The organism is Streptomyces sp. S07_1.15, from assembly GCF_020739505.1.
Lineage (GTDB): Bacteria > Actinomycetota > Actinomycetes > Streptomycetales > Streptomycetaceae > Streptomyces > Streptomyces xinghaiensis.
This window is the reverse complement of record NZ_JAJBZK010000001.1, coordinates 5,247,446-5,265,618: the sequence shown is the minus strand read 5'-3', so window position 1 is coordinate 5,265,618 and position 18,173 is coordinate 5,247,446. Positions and strand designations below refer to the sequence as shown.

18 protein-coding genes are annotated in these 18,173 nt (G+C 73.2%); 6 read left to right on the top strand and 12 right to left on the bottom strand.

The features are described 5' to 3' along the window. Nucleotides 1-210: 210 nt before the first annotated feature. The 8 genes from era to LIX60_RS22490 form a co-directional block, all read right to left on the bottom strand. Nucleotides 211-1,173 (bottom strand): GTPase Era, encoded by a 963-nt coding sequence (era, locus tag LIX60_RS22525; RefSeq protein WP_227960097.1) that lies wholly within the window; start codon nucleotides 1,171-1,173, stop codon nucleotides 211-213. Between the two features lie 123 nt (nucleotides 1,174-1,296). Then, entirely contained in the window at nucleotides 1,297-1,662 is a 366-nt protein-coding gene (locus tag LIX60_RS22520) for a cytidine deaminase (RefSeq protein WP_227960096.1), read from the bottom strand. 83 nt (nucleotides 1,663-1,745) lie between these two features. Continuing rightward, nucleotides 1,746-3,089, bottom strand: a complete 1,344-nt coding sequence (locus tag LIX60_RS22515; protein WP_227960095.1) for a hemolysin family protein — start codon at nucleotides 3,087-3,089, stop codon at nucleotides 1,746-1,748. Next, nucleotides 3,086-3,583 (bottom strand): rRNA maturation RNase YbeY, encoded by a 498-nt coding sequence (gene ybeY, locus LIX60_RS22510; protein WP_043460109.1) that lies wholly within the window; start codon nucleotides 3,581-3,583, stop codon nucleotides 3,086-3,088. Before ybeY ends, LIX60_RS22515 begins: the two co-directional genes overlap by 4 nt. A 12-nt stretch (nucleotides 3,584-3,595) precedes the next feature. Further along, nucleotides 3,596-4,660: a PhoH family protein gene (locus LIX60_RS22505; protein WP_227960094.1), complete on the bottom strand. Its 1,065-nt coding sequence runs from the start codon at nucleotides 4,658-4,660 to the stop codon at nucleotides 3,596-3,598. Between the two features lie 225 nt (nucleotides 4,661-4,885). After that, nucleotides 4,886-5,803, bottom strand: coding sequence for a ribonuclease Z (locus LIX60_RS22500; RefSeq protein WP_227960093.1), 918 nt, complete (start codon nucleotides 5,801-5,803; stop codon nucleotides 4,886-4,888). 5 nt (nucleotides 5,804-5,808) lie between these two features. Beyond that, complete coding sequence (locus tag LIX60_RS22495) at nucleotides 5,809-6,168, bottom strand: histidine triad nucleotide-binding protein (RefSeq protein ID WP_019712119.1); 360 nt, start codon at nucleotides 6,166-6,168, stop codon at nucleotides 5,809-5,811. Between the two features lie 142 nt (nucleotides 6,169-6,310). Continuing rightward, nucleotides 6,311-6,811: an ATP-binding protein gene (locus LIX60_RS22490; protein WP_227960092.1), complete on the bottom strand. Its 501-nt coding sequence runs from the start codon at nucleotides 6,809-6,811 to the stop codon at nucleotides 6,311-6,313. Between the two features lie 182 nt (nucleotides 6,812-6,993). On the opposite strand from LIX60_RS22490, the gene LIX60_RS22485 reads away from it, so the two are divergent. The 4 genes from LIX60_RS22485 (at nucleotide 6,994) to LIX60_RS22470 (ending at nucleotide 12,081) form a co-directional block, all read left to right on the top strand. Next, entirely contained in the window at nucleotides 6,994-7,833 is an 840-nt protein-coding gene (locus LIX60_RS22485; protein WP_227960091.1) for a DUF5753 domain-containing protein, read from the top strand. Beyond that, nucleotides 7,817-8,032, top strand: a complete 216-nt coding sequence (locus LIX60_RS22480; protein WP_227960090.1) for a DUF397 domain-containing protein — start codon at nucleotides 7,817-7,819, stop codon at nucleotides 8,030-8,032. Before LIX60_RS22485 ends, LIX60_RS22480 begins: the two co-directional genes overlap by 17 nt. A gap of 177 nt (nucleotides 8,033-8,209) precedes the next feature. Next, a complete protein-coding gene (locus tag LIX60_RS22475; RefSeq protein ID WP_227960089.1) occupies nucleotides 8,210-11,434 on the top strand; it encodes a S41 family peptidase in 3,225 nt (1,074 codons plus the stop codon). Between the two features lie 134 nt (nucleotides 11,435-11,568). After that, nucleotides 11,569-12,081, top strand: a complete 513-nt coding sequence (locus LIX60_RS22470; protein ID WP_227960088.1) for a hypothetical protein — start codon at nucleotides 11,569-11,571, stop codon at nucleotides 12,079-12,081. A 34-nt stretch (nucleotides 12,082-12,115) separates the two neighbouring features. On the opposite strand, the gene LIX60_RS22465 is transcribed toward LIX60_RS22470, so the two are convergent. From LIX60_RS22465 to hrcA, 4 genes are all read right to left on the bottom strand, one after another. Then, the gene (locus LIX60_RS22465; protein ID WP_227960087.1) at nucleotides 12,116-12,856 is read right to left on the bottom strand and encodes a 16S rRNA (uracil(1498)-N(3))-methyltransferase; all 741 of its coding nucleotides are present in this window, start codon (nucleotides 12,854-12,856) and stop codon (nucleotides 12,116-12,118) included. Further along, the gene (locus tag LIX60_RS22460) at nucleotides 12,853-14,037 is read right to left on the bottom strand and encodes a nitronate monooxygenase (protein ID WP_227960086.1); all 1,185 of its coding nucleotides are present in this window, start codon (nucleotides 14,035-14,037) and stop codon (nucleotides 12,853-12,855) included. The genes LIX60_RS22465 and LIX60_RS22460 overlap by 4 nt, the downstream gene beginning before the upstream one ends. A 143-nt stretch (nucleotides 14,038-14,180) precedes the next feature. Then, a complete protein-coding gene (dnaJ, locus tag LIX60_RS22455) occupies nucleotides 14,181-15,317 on the bottom strand; it encodes a molecular chaperone DnaJ (protein WP_043460094.1) in 1,137 nt (378 codons plus the stop codon). Further along, nucleotides 15,318-16,334 carry a heat-inducible transcriptional repressor HrcA gene (hrcA, locus tag LIX60_RS22450; protein WP_227962873.1) on the bottom strand — a complete coding sequence of 339 codons (1,017 nt, stop codon included), beginning with the start codon at nucleotides 16,332-16,334 and terminating at the stop codon, nucleotides 15,318-15,320. A 193-nt stretch (nucleotides 16,335-16,527) separates the two neighbouring features. Between hrcA and LIX60_RS22445 the strand changes: the two genes are divergently transcribed. Both LIX60_RS22445 and LIX60_RS22440 read left to right on the top strand, forming a co-directional pair. Further along, nucleotides 16,528-17,250, top strand: coding sequence for an MBL fold metallo-hydrolase (locus tag LIX60_RS22445; protein WP_227960085.1), 723 nt, complete (start codon nucleotides 16,528-16,530; stop codon nucleotides 17,248-17,250). Between the two features lie 35 nt (nucleotides 17,251-17,285). Further along, nucleotides 17,286-18,131 carry a DUF3097 domain-containing protein gene (locus LIX60_RS22440; protein WP_227960084.1) on the top strand — a complete coding sequence of 282 codons (846 nt, stop codon included), beginning with the start codon at nucleotides 17,286-17,288 and terminating at the stop codon, nucleotides 18,129-18,131. Nucleotides 18,132-18,173 lie beyond the last annotated feature (42 nt).

The following is an 18,173-nucleotide window of genomic DNA, read 5'->3' as shown; positions in this document are numbered from 1 at the left end:
CGAAACGCATGGTGCACAGCAGCTTAGCCGAGCAGAGCCGTGACGTGGGGGGTGAGTCCAGTATGCGGGACGGGCGGGAGCGGCGGGAGAGATCGTGACGCACCCCTCATTCCGGGCGCTTCCGGCCTTCCGGACGCCGGGGCGGGCGTCCCGGGGCGGGGCTCCCGGGACGCCTTCCCCGCCGTCCGCCCCGTACCGGCGGGAGGGCGGTCAGAAGCCCAGCTTGCGCAGCTGCCGGGGGTCCCGCTGCCAGTCCTTGGCGACCTTCACATGGAGGTCCAGGAAGACCGGGGTGCCGAGGAGCGCCTCGATGTGCCGGCGGGACTTCATGCCGACATCCTTCAGCCGGGCGCCCTTGGGCCCGATGACGATGCCCTTCTGGCTGGGCCGCTCGATGTAGAGGTTGGCGTGGATGTCCAGCAGCGGCTTGCCCTCGGGGCGTCCCTCGCGGGGGATCATCTCCTCCACCACGACGGCGATCGAGTGCGGCAGCTCGTCCCGTACGCCCTCCAGCGCGGCCTCGCGGATCAGCTCCGCGACCATGACCTGCTCCGGCTCGTCGGTGAGATCGCCCTCCGGGTAGAGCGGCGGGCCCTCCGGCAGCAGCGGCACCAGCAGATCGGCCAGCAGGGACACCTGCTGGCCGGCGACGGCCGACACCGGGACGATCTCCGCCCAGTCCAGTCCCAGCTCCTGCCCGAGCCGGTCCACCGCGATCAGCTGCTCGGCGAGCTGCTTGGAGTCCACCAGATCGGTCTTGGTGACGACGGCGACCTTCGGCGTCTTCCCGGCCTTGGCCAGCTCCCCGGCGATGAAGCGGTCCCCCGGGCCCAGCTTCTGGTCGGCGGGCAGACAGAAGCCGATGACGTCGACCTCGGCCCAGGTGGTCCGCACGACGTCGTTGAGCCGCTCGCCGAGCAGGGTGCGCGGCTTGTGCAGCCCCGGGGTGTCGACCAGCACGAGCTGGGCGTCGGGCCGGTGCACGATGCCGCGCACGGTGTGGCGGGTGGTCTGCGGCCGGCTGGAGGTGATCGCCACCTTCGTCCCCACCAGCGCGTTGGTCAGGGTCGACTTGCCCGCGTTGGGGCGGCCGACGAAGCAGGCGAAGCCCGAGCGGTGCGGGGCGGCCTGCGGCCGGGGCTGGGACGGGGAACGATCGCTCATGGCGGCCATTCTCCCCGATCGGCGCACCGCCCCCGACCACCGGACCGGGCGGTCTCGGGGCGGGCGCCGCACGGCCGCGGCCGGGCCCCGGTCCGGCCGGCCCGGCCCGCGTGCCGTGCCGTTCCGTGCCGCTCAGCCGGCGCTGACGGTCGTCCGGAGGATGCCGTCCGGGCCGGCGAGCAGGACGGGGGTGTCCGGGCCGCCGAGGTCGCGCACGGCCGCGCGGTCCTCCTCCGCCACGGACCCGGCGGACGACACCACGACGGCCGCCTCCAGCGACCGGGCGCCGCTGGCCACAGCCATGGCGACGGCCGTGCGCACGGCGCTGAGCTCCAGCGACGCCAGGGCGACGGTCCCGGCGACATAGGTCCTGCCCGTCTCGTCGCGCACGGCGGCGCCCTCCGGCACACCGTTGCGGGCCCGGGTGGAGCGGGCCAGGGTGACGAGCTTGGCGTCTTCGGCGTCGAGGGCGGGAGCGCTGTCCGTGGTGTCCGTCATGGCTACGAGGATAAGGACCGCCCGGGCGCGCGGCGGCCACCGGGTGGGCCGGGCCGGGGGCCCGACGGGACGGCGGGACGGGCCTACGCTCGCTCGGCCCGCCGTCCACCGTGGCCGTCCCCGGTCGATGCGTTCCGCTCCACGGGGACCGGCTCGACCAGCACCGTGACGATGCGGTTGCGGCGGCCGGCCGGGGACTCGGCGGTGAGCCGCAGGGCCGGCGGCTCCGGGTCGGTGACGTAGTCGGCGAGGTCCACCACGGCGGTCGCCCCCGCGATCGGCACCCGGCCCAGCAGCTTGGCGAGCAGCCCGCCGACCGTCTCCACGTCCTCGTCGTCCAGGTCGAGCTCGTACAGGTCTCCCAGGTCGCCGATGTCGAGGCGGGCGGTGACGCGGTAGCGGCCCCCGCCCAGCTCCTCGACCGGCGGCAGCTCCCGGTCGTACTCGTCGGTGATCTCGCCGACGATCTCCTCCAGGATGTCCTCGATGGTGACGATGCCGGCGGTGCCGCCGTACTCGTCGACGACGACCGCGACGTGGTTGCGCCGCTGCTGCATCTCGCGCAGCAGGTCCCCGGCGTTCTTGGTGTCGGGGACGAAGGCGGCCGGGCGCATGGCCGTGGAGACCAGGTCGTTCTCCGACTCCCGGTTGATGTGCGTCTTCCGCGCGAGGTCCTTGAGGTAGACGATGCCGACCACGTCGTCCTCGCTCTCCCCGACCACCGGGATCCGGGAGAAGCCGGAGCGCAGCGCGAGGGTGAGGGCCTGCCGGACGGTCTTGCCGCGTTCGATGACCACGAGGTCGGTGCGGGGCACCATCACCTCGCGGACGAGGGTGTCGCCCAGTTCGAAGACGGAGTGCACCATCTTCCGTTCGTCGGCCTCGATCAGCTGTTCCTGCTCGGCCAGGTCCACCATGGCCCGCAGTTCCGCCTCGGAAGCGAACGGGCCCTTGCGGAAACCCTTGCCCGGGGTGAGGGCGTTGCCGAGGAGGATCAGCAGCTGCGGGACCGGGCCCATGATCCGGGCCAGCGGCAGCAGGACGTACGCGGCGGCGGTGGCGGTGTTCAGCGGGTGCTGGCGGCCGATGGTGCGCGGGGAGACGCCGACGGCGACGTAGGAGACGAGGACCATCACGCCGGTGGCGAGGACCAGGGCCTCCCAGGTCTCCTCGAACTCCCGTACGGCGGCGAAGGTGACGAGCACCCCCGCCGCCATCTCGCAGGCCACCCGGACCAGCAGGGCCAGGTTGAGATAGCGGCTGGGGTCCTCGGCGACCACCATGAGCTTGGCGCTGCCGCGGCGGCCGGAGCGCACGGCCTCCTCGGCGCGGAACCGGGTCGTCCGGGCCAGTCCGGTCTCGGCGCAGGCGGCGAGCCAGGCCACCACGACCAGCAGGACGGCCGCGGCGATCAGTTGGCCGGTCACCGGGTGGTGGGCGCCGGCGAGGGGCCCTCGACGCCGCGCTCGGCGCGCCAGCCGTCGACGATCGCCTTCTGCAGGCCGAACATCTCGACCTTGTCCTCCGGCTCCTCGTGGTCGTAGCCGAGCAGGTGGAGGACGCCGTGGACGGTGAGGAGCTGCAGCTCCTCGTCCATCGAGTGCGCCGTCGGCGCCTCCTCCCCCTGCCGCCGGGCGACCTCGGGGCAGAGCACGATGTCGCCGAGCAGCCCCTGCGGGGGGTCCTCGTCGTCCTTGGCCGGCGGGCGGAGCTCGTCCATCGGGAAGGACATGACGTCCGTGGGGCCCGGGAGGTCCATCCACTGGCGGTGGAGCTGCTCCATGGCGTCGCTGTCGACGACGATCACGGAGAGCTCGGCGAGCGGATGAATGCGCATCCGGGCGAGGGCGTAGCGGGCGACATCCAGCAGCGCCTGCTCGTCCACTGCGGTACCGGACTCGTTGTTGACGTCGATCGACATGGTGCGGTGAGTCTACTTCCCGGGGTGGCCGTGGCCCCGGCCGTGCCCGCGGGCGCCGTCGTGGCCGTCTTCCCGGCTGTCGTAGCGGTCGTAGGCGTCGACGATCCGGCCCACCAGCTTGTGGCGGACGACGTCGGTGCTGGTCAGCCGGGCGAAGTGGACGTCCTCCACATTGTGGAGGATCTCCTGCACCTGGCGCAGACCGCTCTTGGTGCCGCCGGGGAGGTCCACCTGGGTGACGTCACCGGTGATCACGATCTTGGAGTCGAAGCCGAGCCGGGTGAGGAACATCTTCATCTGCTCGGCGCTGGTGTTCTGCGCCTCGTCGAGGATGATGAAGGCGTCGTTGAGCGTCCGTCCGCGCATGTACGCCAGCGGGGCCACCTCGATCGTCCCGGCCGCCATCAGGCGGGGGATGGAATCGGGGTCGAGCATGTCGTGCAGCGCGTCGTAGAGCGGGCGGAGATACGGGTCGATCTTCTCGTAGAGCGTGCCGGGCAGGAAGCCGAGCCGCTCCCCCGCCTCGACCGCGGGCCGGGTCAGGATGATCCGGTTGACCTGCTTGGACTGCAGGGCCTGAACCGCCTTGGCCATGGCCAGATACGTCTTGCCGGTGCCGGCCGGGCCGATGCCGAAGACGATGGTGTGCCGGTCGATGGCGTCGACGTAGCGCTTCTGGTTGAGCGTCTTCGGGCGGATGGTGCGGCCGCGGTTGGAGAGGATGTTCTGCGTGAGCACCTGGGCCGGGGTCTCGGCCTCCGCCTCGCCGTTCCCGGGGGCGCGGAGCATGGCGATCGAGCGCTCCACGGCGTCCTCCGTCATCGGCTGGCCGGTGCGCAGCACCAGCATCATCTCGTCGAACAGGCGTTGGACCAGGGCGACTTCCGCCGGGTCACCGACCGCGCTGACCTCGTTGCCCCGGACGTGGATGTCCGTGCGGGGAAAGGACTTCTCGATCACGCGCAGCAGGGAGTCTCCGGAGCCCAGGACCGTCACCATCGGGTGGTTGGCCGGGACGGTGAAGCGGGCGCGCGCCTGCCCCTCGTCGGGGTTCTGTGCTGAAGGTGTCTGCGTCATGGGCCGGCTCTGGGGCCTGCTGATCCCGCCTTCTCTGTTCGGTACACCGCAACTGTGCCGTGCGGTTTCTCTCGTGGTCCAGGGTACGACGGGGGGCCGACAGGGCCCGAGTGGTTTTCCCTGGCCTGTCGGGGCCTGTCGGGGCCTGTCGCGGCCTGTCGCGGCCTGTCGCGGCCTGTCGCGGCCTGTCGCGGCCTGTCGCGGCCGGCGCGGGGACGACGGGGGTCAGTGGCGTTTCGGCACCGGGACCCGCATGAGGTCCCGCGCCACCGTCAGCTCACCGCCGAAGCCCGCGGCGCGGGCCTGCCGCCCGAACTCCTCCGCGTCGGTGTACCGCTGGGAGAAGTGGGTGAGCACCAGGTGCCGCACGCCGGCGGCGGTGGCCAGCCGGGCGGCCTGCCCGGCGGTGAGGTGGCCGGCCTCGGCCGCCAGCCGCTCGTCCTCGTCCAGGAAGGTGGACTCGGTGACGAGCATGTCGCAGCCCTCGGCGAGCGCCTCCGCACCCTCGCAGAGCCGGGTGTCCATCACGAACGCGAAGCGCTGTCCGCACCGCACCTCGCTCACCTGCTCGACGTGGACGGTGCCGTGCTCCTCCGTCTCCAGGCTGCCCTCACGGATCAGCCGGCCGACGTCCGGGCCGGAGATGCCGTACGCGGCCAGCCGCTCGGGGAGCATGTGGCGCCCGTCCGGTTCGGTCAGCTTGTAGCCGAAGGCCTCGACGGGGTGGGAGAGCCGCCGGGTCTCCAGGGTGAACGGTTCGGTCTCGGCGATGACCCCGTCCCCGTGCACCGGGTGTTCGACCAGCTCCACGGCCTCGTAGTAGGCGGTGGCGTAGCGGAGCCGTTCGAAATAGTGGGCGCCACTGGCCGGGTAGTGCGCGGTGACGGGGTGGGGCACCCGGTCGAGGTTGATGCGCTGGATGACGCCGGCGAGGCCCAGCGAGTGGTCGCCGTGGAAGTGCGTGACGCAGATGCGGGTGATGTCGTGGACGGCCGCGCCCGCGTAGAGCATCTGGCGCTGGGTGCCCTCGCCGGGATCGAACAGAATGCCCTCGCCGTCCCAGCGCAGTATGCAGCCGTGGTGGTTGCGCTGCCGGGTGGGGACCTGGCTGGCCGTGCCGAGGACGATGAGCTCGCGGGTCAAGGGGACTACCCGGGGGGCCAGTTGAGGCCGCGTCCGCCGAGGACGTGCGCGTGGACGTGGAAGACGGTCTGCCCCGCGCCGGCGCCGGTGTTGAGGACGATGCGGTAGCCGGAGTCGTCGATGTGTTCGTCGGCGGCGACGGCGCCCGCCTCGCGGAGGATGTCCGCGGCGAGCTGCGGATCGGCCGCCGCGACGGAGGCCGCGTCGGGGTGGTGCGCCCGGGGGATGACGAGGACGTGCGTCGGGGCCTGGGGGTTTATGTCGCGGAAGGCGACCGTGGTCTCGCTCTCGCGGACCAGCGTGGCCGGCACCTCCCCCGCCACGATCTTGCAGAACAGACAGTCGGCCTGCGGCTCTCCCGCCATCAGCGGACCTCCTCGGCACGTTCGTTCGGTGGCTGACCGGTGGTCGACCGGTGGCGGCCGGTCGGCACCCCGGCCGGTCTGGCCGCATGCTACCGGCCGGATCTTCGGCCACCGCGCCCGCGCCGCCGGGCGAGGTACGCCGTCACGATGGTGCGTCACCCGCATCCCCCGGCGGAAGCGACAGGTGCGCCCACACCACCTTTCCGGGGCCGTCCCGGTCGCCGATTCCCCAGGCGTCGGCGAGGGCGGCCACGAGGAGCAGGCCCCGGCCTCCGCACGCGTCCGCGTCCGGCACGCACGGTTCGGGCCGGACGGGCGAGGCGTCGTGGACCTCGATCCGCAGGCCGCTCGGCAACTCCGGGACGTAGCGGGTCTCGATCTGCCGCCCCGGCGAGACCCGGGCGTGCCGCCCGGCGTTGGTGAGGAGCTCCGAGAGGACCAGCGTGGCCGATTCCTCCAGCGCGGCCAGCCCCCAGCCGGCCAGCGCCTTGCGCAACTCCAGTCGCGCCAGGCCGACACAACTGGGATGACGGCTCCAGCGCAGCACGACGGGGCGGCCGGCGTGTTCCGCCGGCCGGCTTTCGGACGGCGGACACGAGCGGTCCGGGGACGCGGGGTCGGGACGGCTGGCAAAGCCGGGCATTGCTGACGCTCCTTGATGCGGTGACCACGCCCCGGCCGCGAACAGAAATGCGTATTCGTGCAACCGGAATGGCGGGAGTGACCACACCACCATCACGCTCCGGGCACACTGAGGTACATATCGGAGCCGTCACCAAAAGAGCTGTGTGGACGGCCAGTTGCGCGAAAGAAGGTTCGGTCGAAGTGGAACTGAACAATGAATCCGACCAGCTCACGCCACGGGTCAGGCTGGGGCGCCGGCTGCGCCGGATGCGGGAGCGGAAGGAACTGTCGCTGCGGCAACTGTCCGAACAGGTGGGCGGATATTCGCACAGTTATCTCGGCCGGGTGGAGCTGGGGGAACAGCTCCCCTCCGAGGCCCTGGTGAACTCGCTGGACAGCTTCTTCGACACCGACGGTGTGCTGTGCGAGCTGCTGGAGATCGCCCACGCATCGGTCATCGCCGACTACAGCCGCACTGTCGTGAGCAAGGAACCCGAGGCGGAGAGAATCCAGGTATTCACGAGCAGTCTCGTTCCAGGACTTCTCCAGACCGAGGAATACGCGCGCGAACTATTCCGCAGGTCGCTTCCCGGCGAATCCGAGGAGGATCGGAATGCGCGCGTCACCGTTCGATTGCGTCGGCAGCGAATTCTCCGCCAAGAGAATCCTCCGTATTACTGGTCAATCATGGACGAAGCAGCACTGAGACGCCCGGTGGGCGACACAGGGCGCATGGCCGCACAACTCCGCCACCTGCTGAACGTGGCGTCCCGGCCTCGCATCACGGTACAAATCCTTCCGTTCGCCGAGGGGGCACACCCCATGCTGGGGGGAGGCTTGACTCTCATGACCTTGAAAGAGGGCAGGACCATTGCCCTCGTCGAGAGTTTCGACTCCGGAGAAGCAGTGGATTCGACGCGCAGGGTGGTCGATCTCACCGACCGTTTCGACTTGGCCCGATCCCTGGCCCTGGCGGAGGACGCCTCCATCGACTTGATCTCCGATTACCTGAAAGAGTACGAGGATGACTGTGATTCCTGATGCCTCCGCTCTGGACTCTTGGCGCAAGTCGAGCTACAGCGACAACGGAGGAGGCGGATGTATCGAGGTCTCCGACGGCCATCCCGGACGCATCCCCGTCCGTGACAGCAAGGAGCCCCACGGACCCGCGCTGGTCTTCACGGCGGATCGCTGGTCCGCGTTCGTCGCCGCCGTCAAGGACGGTGACCTCCGGGCCTGAGCCCCGGGCCACGACCGGGCGGCGGCGCCGCTGCCGTACGGGCACGGCCCGCCGGGCGGGCGGCCCCGCCGCAACGGTCCCGCGGCACCGGTGCGTTGGGGCCGGAAGGCCCCGTCCTGGCGTGGAACCGCCGGTGCCCCCTGTTCGGGCCGGTAATGGGTGAATAGGGTTGCAGTTGTGACGCAGCCTTCGTACCTCCGCTACCCGCATCCGCACGGTGAGTTGATCGCCTTCACCGCCGAGGACGACGTCTGGGCGGCACCGCTCGACGGCGGCCGTGCCTGGCGTGTGAGCGCCGACAACATGCCGGTCTCGCATCCGCGGATATCCCCGGACGGCCGGCACATCGCCTGGACCTCCACGCGCGACGGGTCGCCGGAGGTCCATGTGGCCCCCGTCGACGGCGGTCCGTCCCGGCGGCTGACGTACTGGGGCAACGCCCGGACCGCCGTGCGCGGCTGGACCCCCGAGGGGGAGGTGCTGGCGGTCACCGCCGCGGGCCAGGCCTCCCTGCGCCGCACCTGGGCGCGGGCCGTGCCGCTGGACGGCGGCCCCGCGCGCACCCTGCCGTACGGGCCGGTCGGCGATGTGGCGTACGGGCCCGAGGGCGCCGTGCTGCTGCTCTCCGCGACCATGGGGCGCGACGCCTCCTCCTGGAAGCGCTACCGGGGCGGCACGGCCGGCAAACTCTGGCTGGACGCGTCCGGCGACGGGGAGTTCGAACGGATCCACGCCGGTCTCGACGGCAACATCGAGCAGCCCCTGTGGGCGGGCGGCCGGATCGCGTTCCTCTCCGACCACGAGGGCACCGGCGCCCTGTACTCCTCGCTGCCCGACGGCGGCGATCTGCGCCGGCACTCCCCCCTCGACGGCTTCTACGCCCGGCAGGCCACCGGCGACGGCACCCGCGTCGCCTACGCCTCGGCCGGCGAACTCTGGCTTCTGGACGGCCTCGACGGCGCCGAGCCGCGCCGCCTCGACGTCCGCCTCGGCGGCTCCCGCGCCGACCTCCAGCCGCACCCGGTGCGCGCCGCGCACCACCTCGGCGAGGTGGGCCCCGACCACACCGGCCGCGGCAGCGCCGTGGAGGTGCGCGGCACGGTCCACTGGGTCACCCACCGGGAGGGCCCCGCCCGGGCGCTCGCCGCCGAACCCGGGCAGCGGGCGCGGCTGCCGCGCGCGTTCCGCGTGGACGGCGCCGAGCACGTCGTCTGGGTCACCGACGCGGAGGGCGAGGACGCCCTGGCCATCGCCCCGGCCTCCGGCGCCGAGCCCGGCAGCGGACCGCGCCGTATCGGCGCCGGGCGGCTCGGCCGGGTGCTGGACCTCGCCGTCGCCCCGGACGGCGGCCGGATCGCCGTCGCCTCGCACGACGGGCGGGTGCTGCTCGTGGAGCGCGAGTCCGGTGAGATCCGCGAGGTGGACCGGAGCGAGGACGGTGACGCCGACGGCCTGGTCTTCTCCCCGGACTCCGGCTGGCTGGCCTGGTCGCACCCCGGACCGGGGGCGCTCCGCCAGCTCAAGATCGCCAACACGGCCGATCTCTCCGTGTCCGAGGCCACCCCGCTGCGCTTCCGCGACTTCTCGCCCGCCTTCACCACCGACGGCCGGCATCTGGCCTTCCTCTCCGAACGCGCCTTCGACCCGATATATGACGTCCATGTCTTCGACCTGGCGTTCGTGGGCGCCTGCCGGCCGCATCTGATCACGCTCGCCGCCTCCACGCCCTCGCCCTTCGGCCCGCAGCGCCACGGCCGCCCGCCCACACCCGAGCGCAACGACGGCGAGGAGGGCGAGGGCCGCGCGGCCTCCTCGTCCGGCTCGTCCTCGGTACCCGTCACCCGGGTCGATCTGGACGGACTCGCCGACCGCATCGTGCCGTTCCCCGTCGAGGCCGCCCGCTATTCCACCCTGCGGGCCGCGGAGGGCGGCGTCCTGTGGCTGCGCCACCCGCTGCGCGGTGTGCTCGGCTCCGCCCTGGCCCCGGACGCCTCCGGGCCGTCCACCGCCCTGGACCGCTACGACCTCGTCCAGCAGCGGCTCGAACATCTGGCCGACGACGCCGACGACTACGCGGTCACCGGCGACGGCAAGCGGGTTCTGCTCTCCACCGGCACGAAGCTCCGCGTGGTGCCGGCCGACAGCAAGCCGGGCGACGACGACAGCGACGACAACATCACCGTCGACCTCTCCCGGGTCCGCCTCACGGTCGACCCGGCCGCCGAGTGGCGGCAGATGTACGCGGAGGCCGGCCGGCTGATGCGGGACAACTTCTGGCGGGCCGACCTCGGCGGCGTCGACTGGGACGGGGTCCTGGAGCGCTACCGCCCGGTGCTGGACCGGGTGGCCACGCACAGCGACCTGATCGACCTGCTCTGGGAGGTCCAGGGCGAGCTGGGCACCTCGCACGCCTATGTCAGTCCCTCCGGCGGCTGGACCGACTCCACGCACCGGCAGGGCCTGCTCGGGGCCGATCTGGCCCGGGACGAGGAAGGCGCGTGGCGTGTGACGCGCGTGCTGCCCTCCGAGTCCTCCGACCCCCAGGCCCGCTCCCCGCTCGCCGCGCCCGGTGTCGCGGTGCGCGCCGGGGACGCGATCCTCGCCGTGGACGGCCGCCCCGTCGATCCGCTGCTGGGTCCCGGCCCGCTGCTCGTCGGCGCGGCCGGCAAGCCCGTCGAACTGACGGTCGGCCCGGCCGGCGGCGGCTCCCCCCGGCACCCCGTCGTCGTCCCCATCGCCGACGAGGAGCCGCTGCGCTACCACGACTGGGTCGCCGGGCGGCGCGCCCATGTGCACGAGACGTCCGGCGGCCGGCTCGGCTATCTCCACGTGCCGGACATGGTGGGCTCCGGCTGGGCGCAGCTCCACCGCGACCTGCGGGTGGAGGTAACACGGGACGGCCTGATCGTGGACGTCCGGGAGAACCGCGGCGGGCACACCTCACAGCTCGTCGTGGAGAAGCTGGCCCGCCGCATCGTCGGCTGGGATCTGCCGCGCGGCATGCGGCCGTTCAGCTATCCGCAGGACGCGCCGCGCGGGCCCGTCGTCGCGGTCGCGAACGAGTTCTCCGGCTCCGACGGCGACATCGTGAACGCCGCGATCAAGGCGCTGGGCATCGGCCCGGTCGTCGGCACCCGCACCTGGGGCGGCGTCATCGGCATCGACAGCCGTTACGACCTGGTGGACGGCACGGGCGTCACCCAGCCCAAGTACGCCACCTGGATGGAGGGGTACGGCTGGGGCGTGGAGAACCACGGCGTCGATCCGGACGTCGAGGTGGTGCACACCCCGCAGGACTCCGCGGCCGGCCGCGACCCGCAGCTCGACGAGGCGGTGCGGATCGCGCTGGCGGCCCTGGCGGAGAACCCGGCGAAGACCCCGCCGGAACTCCCGCCGCTCTGACGGGTCGTCCGGCCGTCCGGCGGGCACGGGGCTCCGGGGGCGGGCGCCGGGGCCGTCCGGCCTCGCCGGAGGGGCTCCCCAACCTCGCGGTACCGGACCATACTGGCGGCCATCACCGCCAGGAGGAGGCAGTCATGAGTCCCGCCCGGGCCACGGACACCCCCACGCGCCGCGTCCCCCGCCGCCGGACGCCGCGCCGGGCGGCGACCGCCGGAGCCGCCGCGGCGGTGCTCCTGTCCCTCACGGCCTGTGCGCAGTCCGGCGCCCCGGACCGCGCGGCGCCGGCACCGGGTTCCTCCCGTCCGTCCGCGGTCGCCGAGGGGCAGCTGCTGGCGCTCACCGTCAGCGGCGGTGTGGCCGGGCACACCAGCCGGGTGACGGTGGAGGCGGACGGCACCGTCGAGACGGTCCGGCGCAGCGGTACGTCGAGGTCCGGGCGGATGCGCGACGAACAGGTGTCCGCGCTGCGCGACCTTCTGGCGAGCGAGCGCTACGCGCGGCTGCCCGGGCGGACCTTCAACCGGCCCACCACCGACGCCTTCGTGTACGAGTTCGAAGCCCAGGGGCGCACGGTGGTGGCGGACAGCACCTCACTGCGGAGGCCGCTGAACGAGGTGCTCCAACTGCTCGGCTCCTGGCGGCCGTAGCCACCGTCCTCGCACAGCCGTGCGGCCCGGCGCGTCAGGACCAGCGGCCCGTGCGCCCCAGCAGCAGCGCGGCGGCGGCCGTTCCGGCCGTGGAGGTGCGCAGGACGGTCGGGCCCAGCCGGTACGGCTTCGCGCCCGCGGCGGTGAACGCCGCCAGTTCGTCCGGCGAGACGCCGCCCTCCGGGCCGACCACCAGCACGATGCCGCCGCTCTCGGGCAGCACGGCGGTGGCGAGCGGTTCGGCGGCCTCCTCGTGGAGCACGGCGGCGAAGGCGGCGTCCGCGAGCAGTCCGGCGACCTCGCGGGTGCTCATCGGGCCGGGCACCTCGGGGAGCCGGAGGCGGCGGGCCTGCTTGCCGGCCTCCCGGGCGGTGGCCCGCCACTTGCCGAGCGCCTTGACGCCCCGCTCGCCCTTCCACTGCGTGATGCAGCGGGACGCGGGCCAGGGCACGACGGCGTCCACGCCGGTCTCCGTCATGGTCTCGACGGCGAGTTCGCCGCGGTCGCCCTTGGGGAGCGCCTGCACGACGGTGATCCGGGGGCTGGGTTCCGGCTCGTGGCGGACCTCGGTGATCTCGGCCTCCAGGCGGTCCTTGCCCTCGACGGCCGCCACGGTGCCGTATCCGCCGGTCCCCCGGCCGTCCGTCAGCACGATCTCCTCGCCCGCGCGCAGCCGCCGTACGGAGACGGCGTGCCGCCCCTCGGGCCCGTCGAGGACGAACCGGCCGGGGGCCGGCGGGCGCTCGGGGTCGGTCAGGAACACCGGGGCCGTCATGCGGGCTCCCCTTTCTGCGGTGGTGCGGCCGGCGGGCCCGCCGCGTTCGCCGTTCCGGGCGCCGCGGCAGCGGTGCCGCCCGGGCCGGCCAGAAGGGCCGCGCGGGCCTCGTCCAGTTCGGCGGCCAGGGTCCGTACCAGCCGCTCCGCGGAGAGCGTCCGCGCCATCCGGTGCCCCTGGCCGGCCCAGAGCGCCATGCCCTGCGGATCGCCCGCGCGGGCCGCCGCCCGGCGCAGCCCGGCGGTCATCCGGTGCACCTGCGGATACGCGGCCGGGGCGTACGGGCCGTGCTCCCGCAGGAAGCGGTTGACGAGCCCGCGCGCCGGGCGTCCCGTGAAGGCCCGGGTCAGTTCGGTGTGCGGGAAGAGCGGGTCGGTCAGCGCCCGCTTGTGGAGGGGGTCGGCGCCCGACTCCGGGCAGACGAGGAAGGCCGTGCCGAGCTGGGCGGCGACCGCTCCGGCCGCCAGCACGGCGGCGATCTGCGCGCCCCGCATCAGCCCGCCGGCGGCGATCAGCGGAAGGTCCACGGCCTCGCGGACCTGGGCGAGCAGCGTCAGCAGCCCGAGTCCGGGTGAGCCCCGGTCGGCGTACGGATCGTCCCGGTGCGTCCCCCGGTGCCCCCCGGCCTCGACGCCCTGCACGCACACCGCCGCGGCACCGGCCGCTTCGGCCGTCCGCGCCTCGGCCACGGAGGTGACGGTGACGACGGTGACGGTCCCCGCGCGGGCGAGGGCCCCGAGCACACCGGCGTCGGGGCAGCCGAAGGTGAAGGAGACCACGGCCACGGGGGTTTCGGTGAGGACGGCGAGCTTGCCCTCGTAGCCGTCGTCGCCGTCGTCTCCGCCGCCGGTGTCCGTGTCGCCGAGCGGGGCGGCGTACCAGGAGGATTCCCCGGCGAGCTGCTCGCGGTAGACGGCGACCGCGGCGGCGTCGGCGACGGGCCGCTGCGGCAGGAAGAGGTTGACCCCGAAGGGGCGGTCGGTCAGCCCGCGCGCCACCCGGATCTCCTGGTACATGGCCTCGGGTGTCTTGAGGCCGGCCGCGAGGAAGCCGAGCCCGCCGGCCCGGCACACGGCGGCGGCCAGCTCCGGACGGGAGGCCCCGCCCGCCATGGGCGCCTGGACGATGGGATACCGGAAGAGGTCCGTCACCGCGGGGACGCTCCCCGTTGCTGCAGCCATGTGGCACATGGTGTCACGGAGCACTGTGCGGGCGGACCCTTCCCGCTGTTCTTTCCGGCGGGCGGACGGCGGCACGGCGCGGCCCCGGCGGGAATCCGCCGGGGCCGGTCCGTGCACGTGGGCAGGCGTCGGGGCCCGCCGGCTCAGCGGCCGTTGAAGGCGTCCTTCAGCCGGGAGAAGAGACCCTGCTGACCGGGCTGGAAGTGGCCGGCCGGGCGCTCCTCTCCGCGGAGCTTGGCGAGCTGCCGCAGCAGGTCCTCCTGCTGGGGGTCGAGCTTGGTCGGCGTCTGCACCTCGACGTGGACGATCAGGTCGCCGCGCCCGCCGCCGCGCAAATGTGTGATGCCGCGCTGGTGGAGCGGGATCGACTGGCCGGACTGGGTGCCGGGCCGGATGTCGACCTCCTCCATGCCGTCCAGCGTCTCCAGCGGGCACTGGGTGCCGAGGGCCGCCGCCGTCATCGGGATGGTGACCGTGCAGTGCAGATCGTCGCCGCGCCGCTGGAAGACCGGGTGCGGCACCTCGTGGATCTCGACGTAGAGATCACCGGGCGGGCCGCCGCCGGGGCCGACCTCGCCCTCGCCCGCGAGCTGGATCCGGGTGCCGTTGTCCACACCCGCCGGGATCTTGACGGTCAGGGTGCGCCGCGAGCGGATGCGGCCGTCACCGGCGCACTCCGGGCACGGGGTCGGCACGACGGTGCCGAAGCCCTGGCACTGCGGGCAGGGGCGGGAGGTCATGACCTGGCCCAGGAAGGACCGCGTCACCTGGGAGACCTCACCGCGGCCGCGGCACATGTCGCAGGTCTGGGCGGAGGTGCCGGGGGCGGCGCCCTCGCCGCTGCAGGTGTTGCAGACGACGGCCGTGTCGACCTGGATGTCCTTGGTGGTGCCGAACGCGGCCTCGTCCAGCTCGACTTCGAGCCGGATCATCGCGTCCTGGCCGCGCCGGGTGCGGGATCTCGGGCCGCGCTGCGAGGCGGTGCCGAAGAACGCGTCCATGATGTCGGAGAAGTTGCCGAAGCCGGCCCCGCCGAAGCCGGGGCCCGCGCCGCCGCCGGCGCCCGACATCGGGTCCCCGCCGAGGTCGTAGACCTGCTTCTTCTGCGGGTCCGACAGCACCTCGTAGGCGGCGTTGATCTCCTTGAACCGCTCCTGCGTCTTGGGGTCCGGATTGACGTCCGGGTGCAGCTCGCGTGCGAGACGGCGGAACGCCTTCTTGATCTCGTCCTGTCCAGCGTCCCGGCTCACGCCCAGTACGGCGTAGTAGTCGGTGGCCACTTACGACTCCGCCAGGATCTGTCCGACGTAACGTGCCACTGCGCGTACCGCTCCCATCGTTCCGGGGTAATCCATGCGGGTCGGTCCGACCACGCCGAGTTTCGCCACCGCCTCGTCGCCCGAACCGTAGCCGACGGCGACGACGGAGGTGGATGTCAGGCCCTCATGGGCGTTCTCGTGCCCGATGCGCACCGTCATCCCGGGCTCCTCGGAGGCGCCGAGCAGCTTCAGCAGCACGACCTGCTCCTCCAGAGCCTCCAGCACGGGCCGGATGGTCAGCGGGAAGTCGTGGCGGAAACGGGTGAGATTGGCGGTACCGCCGATCATCAGCCGCTCCTCGGTCTCCTCGACGAGGGTCTCCATGAGGGTGGCGAGCACCGTGGAGACCGTCCCGCGGTCCTCCGTCTCGAAGGACTCCGGAAGATCCTGCACCAAGCGCGGCACATCCGCGAAACGGTGGCCGGAAACCGCGCTGTTGAGGCGGGCCCGCAGATCGGCCAGCGAGGTCTCCCCGAACGGCGCGGGGCAGTCCACCATGCGCTGTTCGACCCGGCCGGTGTCGGTGATCAGGACGAGCATGAGCCGCGCGGGCGCCATGGACAGCAGTTCGACATGGCGCACGGTCGAGCGGGTGAGCGACGGATACTGCACCACCGCCACCTGCCGGGTCAGCTGCGCGAGCAGCCGCACCGTACGCCCCACCACGTCGTCCAGGTCGACGGCGCCGTCCAGGAAGTTCTGGATGGCCCGGCGCTCCGCCGTGGAGAGCGGTTTCACACCGGCGAGCTTGTCGACGAACAGCCGGTAGCCCTTGTCCGTGGGGATGCGACCGGCACTGGTGTGCGGCTGGGCGATGAAGCCCTCGTCCTCCAGCGCGGCCATGTCGTTGCGCACGGTGGCGGGCGACACGCCGAGGCGGTGGCGCTCCGTGAGCGCCTTGGAGCCGACCGGCTCCTCGGTGCCGACGTAGTCCTGGACGATGGCGCGCAGCACTTCGAGTCTGCGTTCGCTCAGCATCGCGCTCACCTCCCAGTCGGTCCCTCTGGTCCGGTCTCTGGCACTCGATCCGCGCGAGTGCCAGTTTCCCCGGCCAAGTGTACGGCGGTGTGGTACGGCAAGGGCAAGGCCGGACCGGTTACGGGGCGGATACGCGGCCGGTGGACGGCACCTCGGGCGGACACGGCGACCCGCCTGCGACTAGCGTCATCGTATGGAGCGCGGTTGGGAAGAGGCGGACTGGGAGCAACTGGCGCGCGGCGTCGCACGCCGCCGCCTGCCGGGCTGGGACGCCACCACGGGACTGGTGTACGGGCCGGACGCGGCCCTGGTCGTGGACGCGGGGGCGAGCCTCGCCGAGGGGGCGGACATCCGCCGGTGGGCCCGGCGCCTGGCGGGGCGCGACGTGACCCATCTCGCATTCACGCACGGGCATTTCGACCATGTGCTGGGCGCGGCGGCCTTCGCCGGCGCCCGGACGTACGCGGCAGTGGGCCTGGACCGGCTGCTCGGCGCCGGGCGGGAGGCGGTGGCCGCCGACGCCGTCCGCCACGGACTGGACGCCGGGGACGCTGCCGAGGCCGCCGATCTGCTGGTCCGCCCGGGGCACCCGGTCTCCGGCGAGATGACGCTGGCCCTCGGCGGGGGCCGGGAGGCCGTGCTCGTCAACGTCGGGCCCGGGCACACCCCGCACGATCTGGCGGTGCTGGTGCCGGGCGACCCCTGTGTCGTCTTCTGCGGCGATCTGGTGGAGCAGTCGGGGGAGCCCCAGGCCGGCCCGGACGCCGTGCCCGGGCGCTGGCCGGCCGCGCTGGACCGGCTGGTGGAACTCGGCGGCGAGGACGCGCTGTACGTGCCCGGTCACGGAGCGGTGGTGGACGCCCGCTTCGTACGGGCCCAACGCGACGCGCTGGCGGGGCGGTTCGGCGTGTCGTGACCGGCGCCGGTCCGCCATTCGTATCGTCTGTGCCCATGCGCAGCAGACAGTACGGGCCCGATCTGACCCCGCCGTGGAAGAAGACCCGGCCGGCGCCCGAGGTGGCGGCCGAGCCCGGTCTCGTCGTGGAGGAGGCCGCCACCGGGTTCTGCGGCGCGGTGATCCGCTGCGAGAAGACGGCACAGGGGCCCGTGGTGACCCTGGAGGACCGCTTCGGCAAGCACCGGGTGTTCCCGATGGAGTCGCGCGGCTTCCTGCTGGAGGGGCGCACGGTCACGCTGGTGCGCCCCGCGGCCGCCGCGCCCGCCGCCCCGCACCGCCCGGCCCGCACCGCCTCGGGGTCGGTCGCCGTCCCGGAGGCGCGGGCACGGGTCGCGCGCGCCGGGCGGATCTACGTGGAGGGACGGCACGACGCCGAACTCGTCGAGCGGGTCTGGGGCGACGATCTGCGCATCGAGGGCGTGGTGGTCGAGTATCTGGAGGGCATCGACGATCTCCCGGCGGTAGTACGGGAGTTCGGGCCGTCGGCGGACGCGCGGCTCGGGGTGCTCGTCGACCACCTGGTGCCCGGCTCCAAGGAGTCGCGGATCGCGGCGGAGGTCATGGCGGACGGGACCCTGGGCGAGCACGTCCTCGTCGTCGGCCACCCGTACATCGACATCTGGGAGGCCGTGAAACCGGCCTCCGCCGGCATCCCCGCCTGGCCCTCGGTGCCCCGGGGCCAGGACTGGAAGACGGGCGTCTGCCGGGCGCTGGGCTGGCCGGAGAACACCGGTGCGGCCTGGCAGCGCATCCTCTCCTCCGTGCACAGCTTCCGGGACCTGGAGCCGGAGCTGCTCGGGCGGGTGGAGGAGCTCATCGATCATGTGACGGCGCCGTAGCCGCCGGTCACCGGCCCTCGGGTCCCGGAGCCCGGGTCCCGC